The following is a 16,761-nucleotide window of genomic DNA, read 5'->3' as shown; positions in this document are numbered from 1 at the left end:
TTGTTAGGCCTCGGCGAAATCGACGCCGGCCAACGGCCAACCGGCCGCGGCGAGTTTGGCCGCCACCCGGTGCACGTTCTCCGGGCCGGCGTCGTATTGGGTGACGTCGGAGATGAATTCGGCGATCTCGTCGTGGCTGATCTCCCCGTCGGCCAACGCCGGCGAGCCGTCGGCGGTGATGTTGTGCACCACCTCTCGCACCTGATCCTCGGTCAGTGGGGTGCTGCGCAGCAGCGCCAACAACGGCACCCGGTCCGGGCCGGGCACGCCGTCGGGGTAGCCGACCTGCAGCCAGCGCAGGATGGAGCTGAACAGCGACGCGGTGGTGGTCACCTGGCCAGTGTCCCGGCACCGTGGCCGCCGGCGCCACCGCGGCGCCCACAATTCACGCGTCGTTCACCGCTGCGGCCACCAGCTAAAACTTTGTGCACCGGGGTGCCGCGACGGTCCGGTAGCGTCCCCAGCATGGTGAGGATGTGGCTGGTCGCGCTGTTGCTGTGTGTCGGTGTGGGCACCGCCGGGTGGGCATCCGCCGATCCGGTCACCAGCCCCGATCCCACCTCGACCGACGGCCAGGCGATCCTCAAGCCCGCCCTGGCCGACCTGACGACCCAGCTCGGCAAGCCCGCGAAGCTGGACGTCAAAACCCTGAACGTGTCGCAGGGGTGGGCGTACGTCAACGGCTTCATCAAAGCACCCGACGGCCAATGGATCGACTACACCGGCACACCGTTCGAGGTCGGAAGCCATTCGAAACGGTATGTGGCACTACTACGTGACGGTGGGCAAGGCTGGAGCCTGGTCACCAGCAGGGTCGGCCCCTCCGATGTGGCCTGGGCCAACTGGGGCGAGGAGTACGGCGCCCCCGCCGGCGTCGTTCCGCGGACTTAAAAGTCCCAGTCCTCGTCCTCGGTGACGACGGCCTTGCCGATCACGTACGACGATCCCGACCCGGAGAAGAAGTCGTGGTTCTCGTCGGCGTTGGGGCTCAGCGCCGACAGGATCGCCGGGTTCACGTTGGTCTCGTCCCGCGGGAACAGCGCCTCATAGCCGAGGTTCATCAGCGCCTTGTTGGCGTTGTAGCGCAGGAACTTTTTGACGTCCTCGGTCAGCCCGACCTCGTCGTAGAGGTCCTGGGTGTATTCCACCTCGTTGTCGTAGAGCTCGAACAGCAGCTCGTAGGTGTAGTCCTTGAGCTCTTGCTGTTTGGCGGGATCCTCCATGGCCAGGCCGCGCTGGAACTTGTAGCCGATGTAGTAGCCGTGCACGGCCTCGTCGCGGATGATCAGCCGGATCATGTCGGCGGTGTTCGTCAGCTTGGCCCGGCTGGACCAGTACATCGGCAGGTAGAAGCCGGAGTAGAACAGGAAGCTCTCCAGCAGCGTGGAGGCCACCTTGCGCTTGAGCGGCTCATCGCCGCGGTAGTACTGCATCACGATCTCGGCCTTGCGCTGCAGGTTGGGGTTCTCCTCCGACCAGCGGAACGCGTCGTCGATCTCGGCGGTCGAACACAGCGTGGAGAAGATCTGGCTGTAGCTCTTGGCGTGCACCGACTCCATGAACGCGATGTTGGTGTAGACGGCTTCCTCGTGCGGGGTCAGCGCGTCGGGAATCAGGCTGACCGCCCCGACCGTGCCCTGGATCGTGTCCAGCAGCGTCAGCCCGGTGAACACCCGCATGGTCAACTGCTTCTCGCCGGCGGTCAGCGTGCCCCAGGACGGCAGGTCGTTGGACACCGGCACCTTCTCCGGCAGCCAAAAGTTTCCGGTCAACCGGTCCCAGACCTCGGAGTCCTTGTCGTCTTGTACCCGGTTCCAGTTGATCGCCGACACCCGGTCAATCAGCTTCACTTTTTCGCTCACCAGAACCCCATTTCACCCGCCGGCACCTAGGCTTCCGACACTACCCCTGGGGTCTGACATCACGCCGCAACACAAGGTCTTGTGTTTGGCGTGTCGTCGGGGATCAGCGGGCGCCCGCCCCGGAACCCACTCCGGAGAACCGGTATTCGCTCGGGTGCAGCTTGCGGGTGGTCCGCCAGTACTGCCAGGTCATCCCGCTCCACAGGGTCCGGTTGACCCCGTGTTCGTCGAGATACCAGCTGGCGCAGCCGCCGGTGTTCCACACCGACCCGGCCAGCTTGTCCTGCAACTCGGCGTTGAACCGGTCCTGGGCGGCGCGGGTGGGCGCCAGCGCCTGGGCGCCGGCCTTGTCGGCCGCGGCGATCGCCTCGGCGACGTAGTGGATCTGCGACTCGATCATGAACACCACCGAGGTGTGGCCCAGCCCGGTGTTCGGGCCCAGCAGAAAGAACAGGTTGGGCATATCGGCGACCGCGACGCCGCGGTGGGCCGCCACCCCCTCCCGGTTCCACCGGTCCACCAGATCCTCGCCGCGCGGACCTTTGACGTCGACGTAGGTGTAGGAGTCGGTGACGTGGAACCCGGTGGCGTACACGATGACGTCGACCGGGTGCTCGACGCCGTCGGCGGTGACGATGCCGTCCCGGGTGACCCGGGTGATCCGCTCGGTGATCAGCTCCGTCTTCGGGTGGGCCACCGCCTGGTAGTAGTTGGGCGCGTACAGGATTCGCTTACAGCCGGCGCGGTAACGCGGCGTCAGTCGGCGGCGCAGCTCCTTGTCGCGCACACTGCGCCGGATGTTCCACCGGCCGACCAGTTCGACGGCGCGCAGCAGGCTGGGCCGTTTGGTCATCGCATAGCCCAGGCCCTCCAGCCACCAGTAGATCGCCGAGCGCACCGCCAGCCGCAGCCCCGGCACCGTGGCGAACGCGCCGCGCAGCAGCGCCGGGAACAGACCGTTGGGCCGCGGCACCACCCACGGCGGGGTGCGCTGATACAGCTGCACCTGGGCCACGCCGGCGTCGTCGCGCACCAGTTCCGGCACGATCTGGATCGCGCTGGCCCCGGTGCCGATCACCGCGACCCGCTTCCCGGCGAGGTCGACGCTGTGGTCCCACTCGGCGGAATGGAAAGAGACACCGCCGAATTCGTCGATGCCGTCGACGTTCGGTAGCCGGGGGATGTGCAGCGCCCCGGCGCCGGAGATCAGGAACTGGGCCACGTACTCGCGGCCATCCGAGGTGAATACGTGCCAGCGGTATTCGGCGTCGTCCCAGTGCGCGCGGTCGACCAGCGCCCCGAACCGGATGTAGCGGCGCAGACCGTACTTATCGGTGACCCCCTTGAGGTAGTCCAGGATCTCCGGCTGCGGCGAGAACAGCTTGCTCCAGGTCGCCTTGGGCTCGAACGAAAACGAGTACAGGTGTGACGGCACGTCGCAGGCACAGCCGGGATAGCTGTTGTCGCGCCAGGTGCCGCCGATCTCGTCGGCCTTCTCCAGGATGACGAAGTCCACGCCCTGCTTCTGCAACGCGATGGCCATCCCCAGACCGGAGAACCCGGTCCCGATGATGACCGCCCGGGTGTGCACGGGGGCTTGGCGCACCGCGTCCTCGGCGGCCTGCTCGGTGAGCGTCATGATGCGTCCTTCCTGGGAACGCCGGTACCGGATAGCCGATCCTACTCCGGCCCGTCGTGCCCGCCGAGGGTGCAGGTTCTGGTCCGGTTTTGCGTCCACACCTGCACCGTCGGCGTGGTGCTGGCGCCGTTCGTGCGGCGTGGCGCCACCGCGCCCCGCTAACGCCTCAGGCGGGTCGCTGGTTGGGGACCACCTCATGGATCGGCCGGTCCGGGTCCATCTTGATGCCGAGGTTCTCGGCGGTGCCGTTGATGACGCCCATCATGATCGTCGTCAGGTGCGCGACAAAGGCGTCGTGCGGCATCCGCCGCGGGCTGTCCAGCGTCGGACCCAGCCACCAGTCGGTGGCCGACGCCGCCGAGCCGAACGCGGCGAACGCGGCCAGCTCGATCGCTTCCCGGTTGAGTTCCATCTCGCGCAGCTCGTTGCTGAACATCTCGGCCATCGCCAGGGTGATCTCGCGGCCTTCGTTGAGGGTCCGCATCGTCGACTCGCCCTGCTCCGGGAAACGGCCCTGGATGAAGAACCGCAACACGTTGGGGTGCTCATCGACCAGGGTCACGTACTCCTCGACGCTGCGGCGGATGATGTCGCGCAGCGAGTTGGTGGCGAAGTCGATGGACGGGAAGATCGCCGCCCACAGCTTGTCGCGCAGCCGCGCCCCGATCGCCTGGAACAGGTCGGATTTGTCGGTGAAGTGGCGGTAGATCTTCGGCTTGGCGGTGCCGGCCTCTTCGGCGATCTCCCGCACGCTCAGATCCGGGCCCAGCCGGTCGATGGCCCGGAAGGCGGCCTCGACGATCTCGCCGCGCACCTTCTTGCGGTGTTCGCGCCACCGCTCGCTGCGCGCGTCGACCTTGACCCCGGCGTTTCCGCTGGGCCTCGGCTTAGTCCCTCTGCGCACGTCAAGCACCTTACCGCTTGCAGAGTTGCTGACCAGGGCAGACCGGTGACACCCGTCGGTCCGATAGCATCGGAGCGGTTGTAGAAAATATCGAAACGGGATGTTGTGACGCAGCGATTCGATCTGGTGGTTGTCGGCGGGGGTCCGGCGGGGTCGGCGGCCGCCTGGCAGGCCAGACAGGCCGGCGCCCACGTCGTCGTGCTGGATAAGGCGGAGTTTCCGCGCGACAAACCGTGCGGCGACGGCCTGACCGCGCGGGCGGTCAGCTACCTGCAGAAGATGGGCCTGGCCGACGAGGTCGCCAAGTTCCACCGGGTCAACCGGGTGAAGGTGTTTAGCCCCAGTACCTGGGAGTTGTCGTTTCCGCGCCGCCCCGGCATGCCCGACCACGGCCACGTCGCCCGCCGGCCCGAGCTGGACACGCTGCTGCTGAAGCATGCCGAATCGGCCGGCGCCGAGGTTCGCCAGTCCGCCGAGGTCGTCGGCCCGATCCTGGATGACGCCGGCCGGGTGACCGGGGTGACGTTGAAAAGCGGCGAGCAGGTCGTGGCCGACGCGGTGATCGCCGCCGACGGCGCCTACTCCCCGATCAAGCGGGCACTCAAACTGGACTCGGCCTACAACGGCTACTCGGCGATCGCGATCCGCGCCGAGATGGCGGCCAATCGGCCCGACACCGATTCCCTCGACATCTACCTCAAGCTGGCGTTTCAGGGCGATCAGCTGCCCGGCTACGGCTGGGTGTTCCCGCTCGGCGGCGGGCGGGTCAACATCGGGCTGGGCTACGTCAACAGCTACAAGAACTGGCAGGCCATCAACGCCACCCAGTTCTTGGGCGAGTTCTTGGCGACGCTGCCGCGCGAGTGGGAGCTGCCGGGCATCGACGAGTTGAAGAAGTCCAAAACCGTGCGGGCCTGGCGGCTGCCGATGGGCTTTACCGCCTGGCCGCCGTGGCGCCCCGGGGTGTTGTTCACCGGCGACTCGCTGGGCGCGGGCAAACCGGCATCGGGGGCGGGCATCTCCAAGGCGCTGGAGTCCGGGCTGGCCGCCGGGGAGTGCGCGGTCGCCGCGCTCACCAACGGCGGGCCCGACAACTTCACCAACTACGCGCAGCGGATGGAAGCGGCCTGGGGCCGGGAGTACAAGCGCGGCCGGGTGTTTCACAAGCTGGCCGGCATCCCGGCGATCGCCAACGCCGGCATCAAGGTCATCGACAACGGCCGGTTCCGCGACTTCATGCTGCGCCGCATGTACGCCCACTCCGAGGGCGCGCCCGAGCACCGCTACTAGGCTTTCGGCCGCCTTTCTGGCCGCCGACTGTGCCGTTTCATACGCGAAACCCCGGTGTCGGCGTATCAATCCGCACAATCGGGAGTGACATCGGGCCGGTGACTAGCGGGAGGCCACACCAACACCTCCTCACGAGTGGCGGCCCTCGCACCATTAGTGTCGGCATATGGCGATCGCGTTCGCGGACTTGCGCGTCCTGCACGACTATGGGGCGCTGTATGCAGCGCTGAGTCAACTCCAACTCCGGGAAGGCCTGCAGGAGCGGCTGGACGGCGAGTTCGACTTTGCCGCGGATTTGAAGGCGGATTCCATCAGCTTCACCGGCCAGGCCTCGGGTGCGACGATCGAAACCACGGTCGAAATGATGGCCAGCGTCGCGGCCGGGCCGCAGACGATCCGCTGGGGACGCGCGCTACCGGTCGGAGGTCGCGCGGGCGCCCAGATGATTCTCGAACGCGGTCGCGAAGACGGCCTCCCCAGCCTGCTGAACGACGAGGTGGCCTTCCCCCCAAGCGACGATCCCGCCCTCGCCGCCGAGTACGCCGCCCTCGAGATCGGCGCAGTGGTCGCTGCAGTAACGGGCGGCGGACTCACCTACATCGTCGCCGCCGGAGAAGGCGCACTCGCAGTGCTGCTGCTGGGCCACCTCGACTTCACCCAGCCACGCCTCGACCACCGGTTCTTGACCCGGGTGCCGATGGGGTTGGGGGCGGGCACGATCGAGGATCACCGCTCCGCCGTCCAGGGCCTCGCCGAGATGTCCGGGTGGGCCATCGACTGGACCGGAGGCCGGGGCCGGGCGGAGCTCACCGATCCGGTAAGCGGCAACGCCGCGACGGCGGAATTCGACGAGTATGCCCGACTCACCGCGCTGCGGGGAACGCTGGGCTGACCAGGTTTCCCGTCGCCGGCTAAACGTCGGCGTGACTCGCTTGCGTAGTCGGTCAGCGTCGTCCACGTCCGGCCCGGCGCGGCTTGCGGGCGGCCTTGCCCGCCGCGGCGCGGGCGGCCTGCTTCGCGAGCGTCTTCTCCCGCGCGGTGCGTTTCGGTGCCGGCTGGGCCTGCCCCCGCGACGAGCCGGGTTTGCGGCCCCGAACAATCCCGACGAACTCTTCGACCAGGGCCGACTGCGGCCCCTCCGGGAAGGCAAGCGCCACCGGGCAGGTGGGCGCATCGGTGATGGGTCGGTAGGTGAGGTCCTTGCGGTGATATAGCCGCGCCAGCGACTGCGGAACGATGAGCACACCGATCCCTGCGGCGACGAGTTCTATTGCGTCCTTGGTGGTTTCGGGCCGATGCTCGACCGGGGTTCCGGGAGCGCCCGCCCAGGCGACGACGTCGTCGAGTGGGAGCAGCCTCGGCTCGCCGTCGAGGTCCGCGGCCGCGATCTCGTCGGCGGCAGTGAGAAGGTGGTCGGTCGGCACCACGACCACCGTGGTCTCCTCGTAGAGCGGGATGACGGCCAGCCCCGACGTGTCGGCCGGCAGCCGAAGCAACGCCACGTCGACGGTGCCGGCCCGCACGGCATCGGGCGCGTCGGCCGCGGCGATCGCGCACAACTGCAGCGGCACCTCCGGGTGGCGCTCCGCCCAGATCCGCGCCCACTTCGCGGGCGTCCCGCCGGGGACGTACCCGAGGGTGAGACGGAGCGGCGTCACCGCATCAGGCTACCGATAGGCTGCTTCCATGAGCAGGCCGAACACACAGTCCATGAAACCCGCCACGGCGGCGAAGAAGCTGGACGTGTACCTGCCCGCGACGCCGGCGGAATTCCAGCAGAAGCCGATCACCCGCGCCGAGCTCGCCGCCCTGCAGGCCGACCCGCCGCAGTGGCTCCAGGACCTGCGTAAGAACGGGCCGCACCCGAAGAATCTCGTGGCCGCCAAACTGGGTATCTCGATCGCCGGTCTCGCGCGCGGCGGCGTCGAGAACGCACTCACCACCGAGCAGATCAATGCGCTGCTCGCGGAGAAGCCGGAGTGGCTGGTCGCCGAACGCGAGAGCTACCAGGCCGTGCTGAGCGAGCAGCGGCGCGTCAAAGCGCTGCATGCGGAGCGCGCTCGCCGAGGCTGAAATCTGCGACGCGACACGCCCACTGAGCGTCGGGACATTCCGACTCGCGGCGTAGAGGCACCCGCATTACAACATGCAGCTGACGCAACCCTCCACCTCAGTCCCTTCCAACGCCATCTGCCGCAGCCGGATGTAGTACAGCGTCTTAATCCCCTTGCGCCAGGCGTAGATCTGCGCCTTGTTGACATCCCTCGTGGTGGCGGTGTCCTTGAAGAACAGCGTCAGGCTCAGGCCCTGGTCCACGTGCTGGGTGGCCGCGGCGTAGGTGTCGATGATCTTCTCGTAGCCGATCTCGTAGGCGTCCTGGTAGTACTCCAGGTTGTCGTTGGTCATGTACGGCGCCGGGTAGTACACCCGGCCGATCTTGCCTTCCTTGCGGATCTCGACCTTGGACACGATCGGGTGGATCGAGCTGGTCGAGTGGTTGATGTAGGAGATCGACCCGGTCGGCGGCACCGCCTGCAGGTTCTGGTTGTAGATGCCGTGCTCGGCCACCGAGGCCTTGAGCCGACGCCAGTCGTCCTGGTTGGGGATGCGGATGCCGGCGTCGGCGAACAGCCGACGCACCTTGTCGGTCTTTGGTTCCCACACCTGCTCGGTGTACTTGTCGAAGAACTCCCCGGTGGCGTACTTGGATTTCTCGAAGCCGGCGAACCGCGTACCCCTCTCAATCGCAAGCCGGTTCGACGCCCGCAGCGCGTGGTAGCACACCGTGTAGAAGTAGATGTTGGTGAAGTCCACACCCTCGTCGGACCCGTAGAAGATGCCCTCCCGCGCCAGGTAGCCGTGCAGGTTCATCTGCCCCAGCCCGATGGCGTGCGAATCGTTGTTGCCCTGCTCGATGGAGGGCACCGAGGTGATGTGGGTCTGATCGCTCACCGCGGTCAGCGCCCGAATCGCCACCTCGATGGTTTGCGCGAAGTCCGGCGAGTCCATCGCCTTGGCGATGTTCAGCGACCCGAGGTTGCAGGAAATGTCCTTGCCCACCTTGGCATACGACAGATCGTCGTTGAATTCCGACGGGGTGGACACCTGCAGGATCTCCGAGCACAGGTTGGAGTGGGTGATCTTGCCGTCGATCGGGTTGGCCCGGTTCACGGTGTCCTCGAACATGATGTACGGGTAGCCCGACTCGAACTGCAGCTCGGCCAGCGTCTGGAAGAACTCCCGCGCCTTGATCTTGGACTTGCGGATGCGCGAGTCGTCGACCATCTCGTAGTACTTCTCGGTGACCGAGATGTCGGCGAACGGCAGCCCGTAAACCCGCTCGACGTCATACGGCGAGAACAGGTACATGTCCTCGTTCTTCTTGGCCAGCTCGAAGGTGATGTCGGGGATCACTACGCCCAGGCTCAGCGTCTTGATCCGGATCTTCTCGTCGGCGTTCTCGCGTTTGGTGTCTAAGAACCGGTAGATGTCGGGGTGATGGGCGTGCAGGTACACCGCCCCGGCGCCCTGGCGCGCGCCCAGCTGGTTGGCGTAGGAGAACGAGTCCTCCAGCAGCTTCATGATCGGGATGACGCCCGAGGACTGGTTTTCGATGTTCTTGATCGGCGCGCCGTGTTCGCGAATGTTGGACAGCAGCAACGCCACTCCCCCGCCGCGCTTGGACAGTTGCAGCGCGGAGTTGATCGACCGGCCGATCGACTCCATGTTGTCCTCGATGCGCAAAAGAAAACAACTCACCGGCTCGCCGCGCTGCTTTTTGCCGGAGTTCAAAAACGTCGGCGTGGCCGGCTGGAACCGGCCGTCGATGATCTCCTCGACCAGCTTTTCCGCCAGCACGGTGTCCCCGGCCGCCAGTGTCAGCGCCACCATGACGACCCGGTCCTCGAACCGCTCCAGATAGCGTTTGCCGTCAAAGGTTTTCAGCGTGTAGGAGGTGTAGTACTTGAACGCGCCCAAAAACGTCGGGAACCGGAACTTCTTGGCGTAGGCGCGCCCCAGCAGCTCCTTGACGAAGTTGCGGCTGTACTGGTCGAGCACCTCACGCTCGTAGTAGTTCTTCTGGATGAGGTAGTCCAGCTTCTCGTCGAGGTCGTGGAAGAACACCGTGTTCTGGTTGACGTGCTCGCGGAAGTACTGGTGGGCGGCCTCGCGGTCCTTGTCGAACTGGATCTTGCCGTCCGCGTCGTACAGGTTCAGCATCGCGTTGAGGGCGTGGTAGTCCGTCTCGCCCTGCTCCGCGGTGTGCGCGGACGTCGTTACAGGCTCTGCAGTTGCGGCCGTTGGTGACACGTGTCGTCCTTCCAGAAGTCAGCCAAACCCGCGCGGACGGTCTCCACGTCCTCGGCGGTCCCCATTAATTCGAAGCGGTACAGGTACGGCACCCCGCACTTGCGCGAGATCACCTCGCCGGCGTAGCAGAACTCCGCACCGAAGTTGTTGTTGCCGGCGGCGATGACGCCGCGCAGCAACGCCCGGTTGTGTTCGTTGTTCAAAAACTTGATGACCTGTTTGGGGACATAGGCCCCGTCGTTGATGTTCGGGGTCTTGTGCCCGCCACCGTAGGTGGGCAGCACCAGCACATAGGGCTGGTCCACCTCGATGTGGCCGTGCAGCGGGATCCGGGTCGCGGGAAGACCCAGCTTCTGCACGAAGCGGTGGGTGTTCTCCGAGACCGATGAGAAGTACACCAAACCGCCGGACTGCATCACGACCTCCTAAGTGCTCCCCCACACGCGGAGCCGACCCCGCGTACACACCGCCGATTAGGCGCTGAGCGCGGTCTCCGCGAGCGCCTTGATCCGGTCGGGCCGGAACCCCGACCAGTGCTCGTCGCCGGCCACCACCACCGGGGCCTGCAGATACCCCAGCGCCATCACGTAGTCCCGGGCTTCCGAGTCCACGCTGATGTCGACTTTCTGGTAGGCAATGCCCTGTTTGTCCAACGCCTTGTAGGTGGCGTTGCACTGCACGCATGCGGGCTTGGTGTACACGGTGATGGTCATCGGCGGCACAGCTCCTCAGCGAAATTTGACAACGGACGGGTAACGGGTCGGGTACTGCCTACGCACTGGTGTTCAGCGGACCGTCGGGCCGCGAAATTCCCCGTTCGGAGGGCCGTATCAATCACACTCCCGGTGACCGACTTGGTGGCCCGCCGTTCGGGTGGATCTTGTGGTCTGGCGGTGCTCAAAACACTACACCTAGTGGGTGACGTTGAGAAGCGATACAAGATGTTCTGAACAACATTCGTGAAATTCCCAGGTCGTAAGCCCTGCCGCGGCGTGCCGCACGGCGTGTCGCAGATCACATTTACCGGTGCCGCTCGTCATGACACCAGGTCTACCACCGGCCACCGACAACCCCGCCGACGCCGCTGGCCGCAAAGCGGGCCAGCAAAGTCGGACGGCTTACCGCTGGTGGGCCAGCGCCGGTTCGGCCAGCGGCCGGGGCAGCGCCGCGGGGGCGGCCAGGGCTCGACGGATCCGGTCTCGGGCATAGCCGGCCACCAACGGCAGCACCGAGACCACCACGACCGCGGTGAAGATCATTTCCAGGTGGTCGCCGACGAACGCGATCCCGCCGAGCAGGTAGCCCAGCAGCGGGACGCCGGCACCCCAGGCCAGCGCACCGACCACGTTGTAGCCCAGGAAGGTGCGGTGCGGCATCCGGGAGGCCCCGGCCACCACCGGGACCACGGTGCGCGCCACCGGGATGAAGCGGGCCAGCAGCACGGCCACCGGGCCGTACCGGTCGAAGAATTCCTGGGCGCGGGCCAGGTGTTGCGGGCCCAGCCGTTTGGCGCTGGGTCGCTCGAACACCGCCGGTCCCGCCTTCGCCCCGATCAGGAAGCCGCATTGGTCACCGGCGACGGCCGCGACCGGAACGGTGAGCAGCAGCAGCCACAGCGGCATGGCCGGATGCTGCTGGGCGGCCAGGATGCCGGCGGTGAACAGCAGCGAATCGCCGGGCAGAAAGAACCCCAGCAGCAGGCCGGTTTCGATGAACACCACGACCAGCAGACCGACCAGCCCAAACGTCGCGATCAGCGTGCCGGGGTTGAGCACCTCAAGCATCGGACCTCCAAATCCTTCGATCTGTGGCCAGACTGGCCGGTGGGCGCTGTGGGGACGCTGAGAAGCCCGCCGACCATCTGCTCTACTGGGGCGAGACAGCGAAAGGGGGCGGGGTGCGGGTCCTGCTGGTCGAGGACGAAGCCCGGCTGGCCGAGACGGTGCGTCGCGGCCTGGTCGCCGAGGGATTCGTCGTCGACGTCGAACACGACGGCCTGGACGGACTGGCCGCGGCCAGCACCGGCGACTTCGATGTGGTGGTGCTCGACATCATGTTGCCCGGGCTCAGCGGCTACCAGGTGGTGCGCGAGCTGCGGGCCCGGCAGGTGTGGACGCCGGTGCTGATGCTGTCGGCCAAGGACGGCGAATACGACCTGGCCGACGCGTTTGATATCGGCGCCGACGACTACCTGACCAAGCCGTTCTCCTTTGTCGTCTTGGTGGCGCGGCTGCGGGCGCTGCTGCGCCGCGGCGCCCCGGCCCGCCCGACGGTGCTGACCGCGGGCACGCTGGCCCTGGATCCGGCCCGCCGCCGGGTGACCCGCGGCGAGACGGTGATCAACCTGACCCCGCGCGAGTACGGGGTGCTGGAGTTCTTGCTGCGGCACCGCGGCGACGTGGTCACCAAGGCCGAAATCCTGCGCTCGGTGTGGGATTCGAACTACGAGGGCGACGACAACGTCGTCGAGGTGTACGTCGGCTATCTGCGCCGCAAGATCGACGCCCCGTTCGGCGTGGCCACCATCGAGACGGTGCGCGGGGTGGGCTACCGGCTGCTGTCCGACACCTGACCGGCCTCGGATTGCAGCGGCAGCGTGACGGTGAACAGCGCGCCGCCGCCGTCCGCGTCGCCGACGGTGACGGTGCCGTGATGGGAGCGCACCACCTGCGCGACGATGGACAGGCCCAGCCCGGTGCCCCCGGACGCGCGGGCGCGCGCGGCATCCAGGCGCACGAACCGCTCGAAGACCCGGGCCCGGTCCGGCGCCGGAATGCCGGGGCCGTCGTCGGCGACGGTGATGACGGCCTGACCCGAGTCCGGCCGGCAGCCCAGCGTGACCGTGCTGGTGGCGTGGCGCGCCGCGTTGTCGACCAGGTTGCGCACCACCCGGGCCAGCGCCGCGCGGTCGCCCACGGTCCGGCACGGCTGAATGTCGGTCACGGCGGCCACCGCGCCCAGCCCGGCCAGCCGGCTCGCCTCGGCCAGCAGCAGGTCGTCGACGTCGACGTCGTCGTGACGCAGCCCCAGCGCACCCTCATCCGAGCGGGCCAGCAGCAGCAGGTCGTCGATCAGCTGATTCATCCGGCGGGCTTCGGGCAGCAACGATTCGTCGATCAGGTCGGTGTCGATGAGGTCGGGCCGGCCGGCGGCCAGCTCGAGGGCGGTGGTGATGGTGGACAGCGGGCTGCGCAGCTCGTGGGAGGCGTCGCTGACCAGCCGCAGTTGGGTGTCCCGGCCGCGTTCCAGCCGGTAGAGCATCGCGTTCATGGTCCGGGCCAGCTCGGCGATCTCGTCGCGGGTGCGCGGTACCGGGACCCGCTGGCGCAGGTCGGTGCTCGACATCGACGCCACCTGGGCGCGGATCGCCTCCACCGGCCGCAGCGCCGCGCGCACCAGCCGATAGGTGGCCACCGCCACCAACGCGACGATGAACGGCGCGCCGATGGCCAGCAGGATGCCCACCGTCTCCACCACGGCTTCCACCGGCTCGCGCTCCACGCCCACCACGACGGTGACGGTCCCGCCGGGCGTTTCGACGCCCCGGGCCGACACCCAGTACTCCACCCCCGCGCTCTTGACCCGCAGCCGACGCACCTGTCCGTCGGCCAGCGACAGCGACGCCACCGGCCGGCGGGACACGCCGGTCGAGGCGGCCAGCACCTTCCCGGAGTCGTCGAGCACCTGCACGGCGCCGATCTGGCCGTCGGTCACCAGCAGCGACGGGTCCAGATCACGGGGCGCGTCGGTGCGCAACTGGGTGGCGATGCGCTCGGCGCGGGCGGCGGCCGCGGTGTGGCCGGTGTAGGCCAGCGACAGGTACAGCACCAGCAACAGCACCCCGCAGGCCAGCGCCAGGCAGACCGTCATCACCACCGCGGCCGCCAGCGCCGACCGGGTGCGCACGCTGGCCTGCAGCGGGTTGAACCGCCCGAGGATGCCGAGCGCTCGGGCTATCCGCCCTGCCACCGCCACCTCCCGAGTCGTCGCGTCACACCGCATGCCCCGTCATCGTGGCCCGATACCGCTGTGAAGACGCTGAACGCCGCGCCGGCGAGATCAGCTCACCTCGGCGACCAGCTTGTCGACCACGTCGCGCACATCGGCCGCCAGCGTGGCGTGCTCGGCCGGGTGCACCCCGTCCAGCGACTTCAGCGGCACCGACAGCTTGATCGCCTCGACCACCCGCGGGCCGGCGATGCCGAACGACTTGCGGGTCTCGTCGTGCGCCCACACCCCGCCGTATTGCCCCAGCGCCGCGCCGATCACCGCCAGCGGCTTGTCCTTGAGCGCGCCGTTGCCGAACGGGCGCGACAGCCAGTCGATCGCGTTCTTGAGCACCGCGGGAATGCTCCCGTTGTATTCCGGGGTGACCACCAGGGCGGCGTCGGCGGCCGCGGCGGCGTCGCGCAACGCGGTCACCGCCGCCGGGGTGTCGGCCGGCGTATCGATGTCCTCGTTGTAGAACGGCAAGGCGCCGAGCCCGTCGAACACCGTCACCGTCACGCCGTCGGGGGCGCTGTCGGCCGCCACCTGGGCGATCTGGCGGTTCACCGACGCGGCGCGCAGGCTTCCCACCAGCACCAGCACTGTGATGTCTGCCATCGTTGACTCAAATCCCTTCGATCCGTGGTGTACATCCTTGCACGTCTGAACCGGACCGCAGTCCGGTTTATTCCGGCGAGGCTAGAGTACACGCTGTGAGGGTCGACGGATTGCCCACGCTGCCGGTGTCCGACGCCGGGCCACCGGAGCGCGGCGACGCCGCCCGCAACCGGGCCCTGATCCTGGATGCGGCGCGGCGGCTGGTCGCCGAGCGCGGCGCGGACGCGGTCAGCATGGACGACATCGCCGCGGCCGCCGGCGTCGGCAAGGGCACCGTGTTTCGTCGGTTCGGCAGCCGCGCCGGGCTGATGCTGGTGCTGCTCGACGACGACGAGCGGGCCAACCAGCAGGCGTTTTTGTTCGGCCCGCCCCCGCTGGGACCGGATGCGCCGCCGCTGGACCGGCTGCTGGCGTTCGGGCGGGCGCGGCTGTGCTTCGTCCACGCCCATCACACCCTGCTGTCGGAGGCCAACCGCGATCCGCAGACCCGCAGCAGCGCCCCGGCCGCGGTGCACCGCACCCACGTGCGGATGCTGCTGGCCACCGCGGGCAGCACCGGCGACCTGGACGCCCAGGCCGACGCGCTGCTGGCGCTGCTGGATGTCGACTACGTCGAGCATCGGCTGACCGAGCCCGGCCAGACCCTGGAGGCGCTGGGCGACGCGTGGGAGAGCTTGGCGCGCAAGCTCTGCGGGCGATGAGCTGGATCCTGCACGTCGACTTGGACCAGTTCCTGGCGTCGGTGGAGCTGCGCCGCCATCCCGAACTGGCCGGGCGGCCGGTGATCGTCGGCGGCAACGGCGATCCCACCGAAGCTCGCAAGGTGGTCACCTGCGCGTCGTATCAGGCCCGCGAGTTCGGGGTACACGCCGGGATGCCGCTGCGCAGCGCCGCCCGCCGCTGCCCCGACGCGACGTTTCTGCCGTCGGATCCGGCCGCCTACGACGAGGCCTCCGAGCAGGTGATGGGCCTGCTGCGCGACCTGGGTCACCCGGTGGAGGTGTGGGGTTGGGATGAGGCGTTTATCGGCGCCGAGGTGGCCGACCCGCTGGCGTTGGCCGAACAGATCCGCACCGTGGTCGCCGCCGAGACCGGGCTGGACTGCTCGGTGGGGATCAGCGACAACAAACAGCGCGCCAAGGTCGCCACCGGGTTCGCCAAACCGGCCGGGGTCTACCAGCTCACCGACGCCAACTGGATGGCGGTGATGGGTGAACGCCCGGTCGACGCGCTGTGGGGCGTGGGTACCCAGACCACGAAACGCCTTGCCACCCTGGAGATCAGCACGGTGCGGCAGCTGGCGCACACCGACGCCGAACTGCTCACCGCGACGTTCGGGCCACGCACCGGGCTGTGGCTGCTGCTGCTCGCCAAGGGCGGCGGCGATGACGAGGTGCGCACCGAGCCGTGGATACCGCGCTCACGCAGCCACGTCGTCACCTTCCCACGCGACCTGACGGATCCGGCCGAAATGCGCGCGGCCGTCACCGAATTGGCGCACCGTACGCTGGCCGAGGTGGTGGCCCAGGCGCGGATCGTCACCCGGGTCGCGGTCACCGTGCGCACCACCACCTTCTACACCCGCACCAAGATCCGCAAACTGGAAGCGCCCAGCACCGATGCCGCCACTATCACCGCCACCGCCGTGCAGGTGCTCGAGCTGTTCGACCTGGATCGCCCGGTCCGGCTGCTCGGGGTGCGCCTGGAGCTGGCCATGCCGCCGGCTGTCGCCCCGGCCCGATAGCCTGCGGGCATGTTGTCCACGGTGGCGGTGCGCGGCTACCGGTCGCTGCGCGAGGTGGTGCTGCCGCTGGGGCGGCTGACCGTCGTCACCGGCGCCAACGGCACCGGCAAATCCTCGCTGTACCGGGCGTTGCGGCTGCTGGCCGACTGCGGCGCCGGCCAGGTGATCGGCTCGCTGGCCCGCGAAGGCGGCCTGGAGTCGGTGTTGTGGGCCGGACCCGAGCAACTGCGCGGTGCCCGGCGCACCGGAACCAGCCAGGGCACCACGCGCACCCGACCGGTGTCGCTGGAATTGGGTTTCGCCGCCGACGATTTCGGCTTGCTGGTGCTTCTGGGTCTCCCGCGGCGTCCGGGCGCGTCGGCTGGCGGGGTCGGGTGCGGGTGTGGGGGGGGTGGGGGCGGGGTGG

The 16,761-nt window shown here is 68.2% G+C and carries 19 protein-coding genes; 8 read left to right on the top strand and 11 right to left on the bottom strand.

All coding sequences use genetic code 11. The annotated features are described in order from the left end of the window. Positions 1 to 3 precede the first annotated feature (3 nt). The gene (locus tag BKN37_RS05925) at positions 4 to 303 is read right to left on the bottom strand and encodes a DUF3349 domain-containing protein (RefSeq protein WP_071023261.1); all 300 of its coding nucleotides are present in this window, start codon (positions 301 to 303) and stop codon (positions 4 to 6) included. A 171-nt stretch (positions 304 to 474) separates the two neighbouring features. Here BKN37_RS05925 and BKN37_RS05920 point away from each other — a divergent pair, with 171 nt between their 5' ends. Then, a complete protein-coding gene (locus BKN37_RS05920) occupies positions 475 to 891 on the top strand; it encodes a hypothetical protein (RefSeq protein ID WP_423212764.1) in 417 nt (138 codons plus the stop codon). Here the strand turns inward: BKN37_RS05920 and nrdF are convergent. The 3 genes from nrdF to BKN37_RS05905 all read right to left on the bottom strand — a co-directional run bounded on the left by nrdF (position 888) and on the right by BKN37_RS05905 (position 4,405). After that, a complete protein-coding gene (nrdF, locus tag BKN37_RS05915; RefSeq protein ID WP_095407006.1) occupies positions 888 to 1,862 on the bottom strand; it encodes a class 1b ribonucleoside-diphosphate reductase subunit beta in 975 nt (324 codons plus the stop codon). The two genes, BKN37_RS05920 and nrdF, sit on opposite strands and share 4 nt — an antisense overlap. Before the next feature lie 103 nt (positions 1,863 to 1,965). Further along, complete coding sequence (locus tag BKN37_RS05910) at positions 1,966 to 3,501, bottom strand: flavin-containing monooxygenase (RefSeq protein ID WP_071023165.1); 1,536 nt, start codon at positions 3,499 to 3,501, stop codon at positions 1,966 to 1,968. 166 nt (positions 3,502 to 3,667) lie between these two features. Continuing rightward, a complete protein-coding gene (locus tag BKN37_RS05905) occupies positions 3,668 to 4,405 on the bottom strand; it encodes a TetR/AcrR family transcriptional regulator (RefSeq protein WP_071023162.1) in 738 nt (245 codons plus the stop codon). Positions 4,406 to 4,510: 105 nt separating this feature from the next. On the opposite strand from BKN37_RS05905, the gene BKN37_RS05900 reads away from it, so the two are divergent. Together BKN37_RS05900 and BKN37_RS05895 are read left to right on the top strand one after the other, a co-directional pair. Next, entirely contained in the window at positions 4,511 to 5,695 is a 1,185-nt protein-coding gene (locus BKN37_RS05900; RefSeq protein ID WP_071023159.1) for an NAD(P)/FAD-dependent oxidoreductase, read from the top strand. A gap of 166 nt (positions 5,696 to 5,861) precedes the next feature. Continuing rightward, the gene (locus tag BKN37_RS05895; RefSeq protein WP_071023154.1) at positions 5,862 to 6,587 is read left to right on the top strand and encodes a DUF6882 domain-containing protein; all 726 of its coding nucleotides are present in this window, start codon (positions 5,862 to 5,864) and stop codon (positions 6,585 to 6,587) included. Positions 6,588 to 6,639: 52 nt separating this feature from the next. Here the strand turns inward: BKN37_RS05895 and BKN37_RS05890 are convergent, their stop codons facing one another. Next, a complete protein-coding gene (locus BKN37_RS05890) occupies positions 6,640 to 7,353 on the bottom strand; it encodes a LysR family substrate-binding domain-containing protein (protein WP_071023151.1) in 714 nt (237 codons plus the stop codon). A gap of 28 nt (positions 7,354 to 7,381) precedes the next feature. On the opposite strand from BKN37_RS05890, the gene BKN37_RS05885 reads away from it, so the two are divergent. Continuing rightward, positions 7,382 to 7,768: a DUF5997 family protein gene (locus BKN37_RS05885; RefSeq protein WP_071023147.1), complete on the top strand. Its 387-nt coding sequence runs from the start codon at positions 7,382 to 7,384 to the stop codon at positions 7,766 to 7,768. 66 nt (positions 7,769 to 7,834) lie between these two features. Here BKN37_RS05885 and nrdE read toward each other — a convergent pair whose 3' ends face one another. From nrdE to BKN37_RS05865, 4 genes are all read right to left on the bottom strand, one after another. After that, entirely contained in the window at positions 7,835 to 10,006 is a 2,172-nt protein-coding gene (gene nrdE / locus BKN37_RS05880; RefSeq protein WP_083341599.1) for a class 1b ribonucleoside-diphosphate reductase subunit alpha, read from the bottom strand. Beyond that, positions 9,973 to 10,422, bottom strand: a complete 450-nt coding sequence (gene nrdI, locus BKN37_RS05875; protein ID WP_071023138.1) for a class Ib ribonucleoside-diphosphate reductase assembly flavoprotein NrdI — start codon at positions 10,420 to 10,422, stop codon at positions 9,973 to 9,975. The genes nrdE and nrdI overlap by 34 nt, the downstream gene beginning before the upstream one ends. Before the next feature lie 57 nt (positions 10,423 to 10,479). Next, positions 10,480 to 10,719 (bottom strand): redoxin NrdH, encoded by a 240-nt coding sequence (locus BKN37_RS05870; protein ID WP_071023135.1) that lies wholly within the window; start codon positions 10,717 to 10,719, stop codon positions 10,480 to 10,482. A gap of 405 nt (positions 10,720 to 11,124) precedes the next feature. Beyond that, positions 11,125 to 11,790, bottom strand: coding sequence for a DedA family protein (locus BKN37_RS05865; RefSeq protein ID WP_071023130.1), 666 nt, complete (start codon positions 11,788 to 11,790; stop codon positions 11,125 to 11,127). A gap of 113 nt (positions 11,791 to 11,903) precedes the next feature. Here BKN37_RS05865 and BKN37_RS05860 point away from each other — a divergent pair, with 113 nt between their 5' ends. Beyond that, entirely contained in the window at positions 11,904 to 12,578 is a 675-nt protein-coding gene (locus BKN37_RS05860) for a response regulator transcription factor (protein WP_071023127.1), read from the top strand. Here BKN37_RS05860 and BKN37_RS05855 read toward each other — a convergent pair. Continuing rightward, positions 12,554 to 13,876 (bottom strand): sensor histidine kinase, encoded by a 1,323-nt coding sequence (locus tag BKN37_RS05855; protein WP_242657106.1) that lies wholly within the window; start codon positions 13,874 to 13,876, stop codon positions 12,554 to 12,556. The genes BKN37_RS05860 and BKN37_RS05855 overlap by 25 nt on opposite strands. Before the next feature lie 189 nt (positions 13,877 to 14,065). Further along, positions 14,066 to 14,611: an NAD(P)H-dependent oxidoreductase gene (locus tag BKN37_RS05850; RefSeq protein ID WP_071023122.1), complete on the bottom strand. Its 546-nt coding sequence runs from the start codon at positions 14,609 to 14,611 to the stop codon at positions 14,066 to 14,068. A 95-nt stretch (positions 14,612 to 14,706) separates the two neighbouring features. Here BKN37_RS05850 and BKN37_RS05845 point away from each other — a divergent pair, with 95 nt between their 5' ends. The 3 genes from BKN37_RS05845 to BKN37_RS05835 all read left to right on the top strand — a co-directional run. After that, complete coding sequence (locus tag BKN37_RS05845) at positions 14,707 to 15,312, top strand: TetR/AcrR family transcriptional regulator (RefSeq protein WP_083341597.1); 606 nt, start codon at positions 14,707 to 14,709, stop codon at positions 15,310 to 15,312. Then, entirely contained in the window at positions 15,309 to 16,355 is a 1,047-nt protein-coding gene (locus BKN37_RS05840; protein ID WP_071023115.1) for a DNA polymerase IV, read from the top strand. The genes BKN37_RS05845 and BKN37_RS05840 overlap by 4 nt, the downstream gene beginning before the upstream one ends. Before the next feature lie 9 nt (positions 16,356 to 16,364). Then, a partial coding sequence (locus BKN37_RS05835; RefSeq protein WP_165618297.1) for an AAA family ATPase occupies positions 16,365 to 16,761 on the top strand: 397 nt, incomplete at its 3' end.

The sequence above is a fragment of the Mycobacterium talmoniae genome (assembly GCF_001854525.1).
GTDB lineage: Bacteria > Actinomycetota > Actinomycetes > Mycobacteriales > Mycobacteriaceae > Mycobacterium > Mycobacterium talmoniae.
The sequence above is the reverse complement of the archived record's forward strand: the minus strand, read 5'-3'. Positions and strand labels throughout refer to the sequence as shown.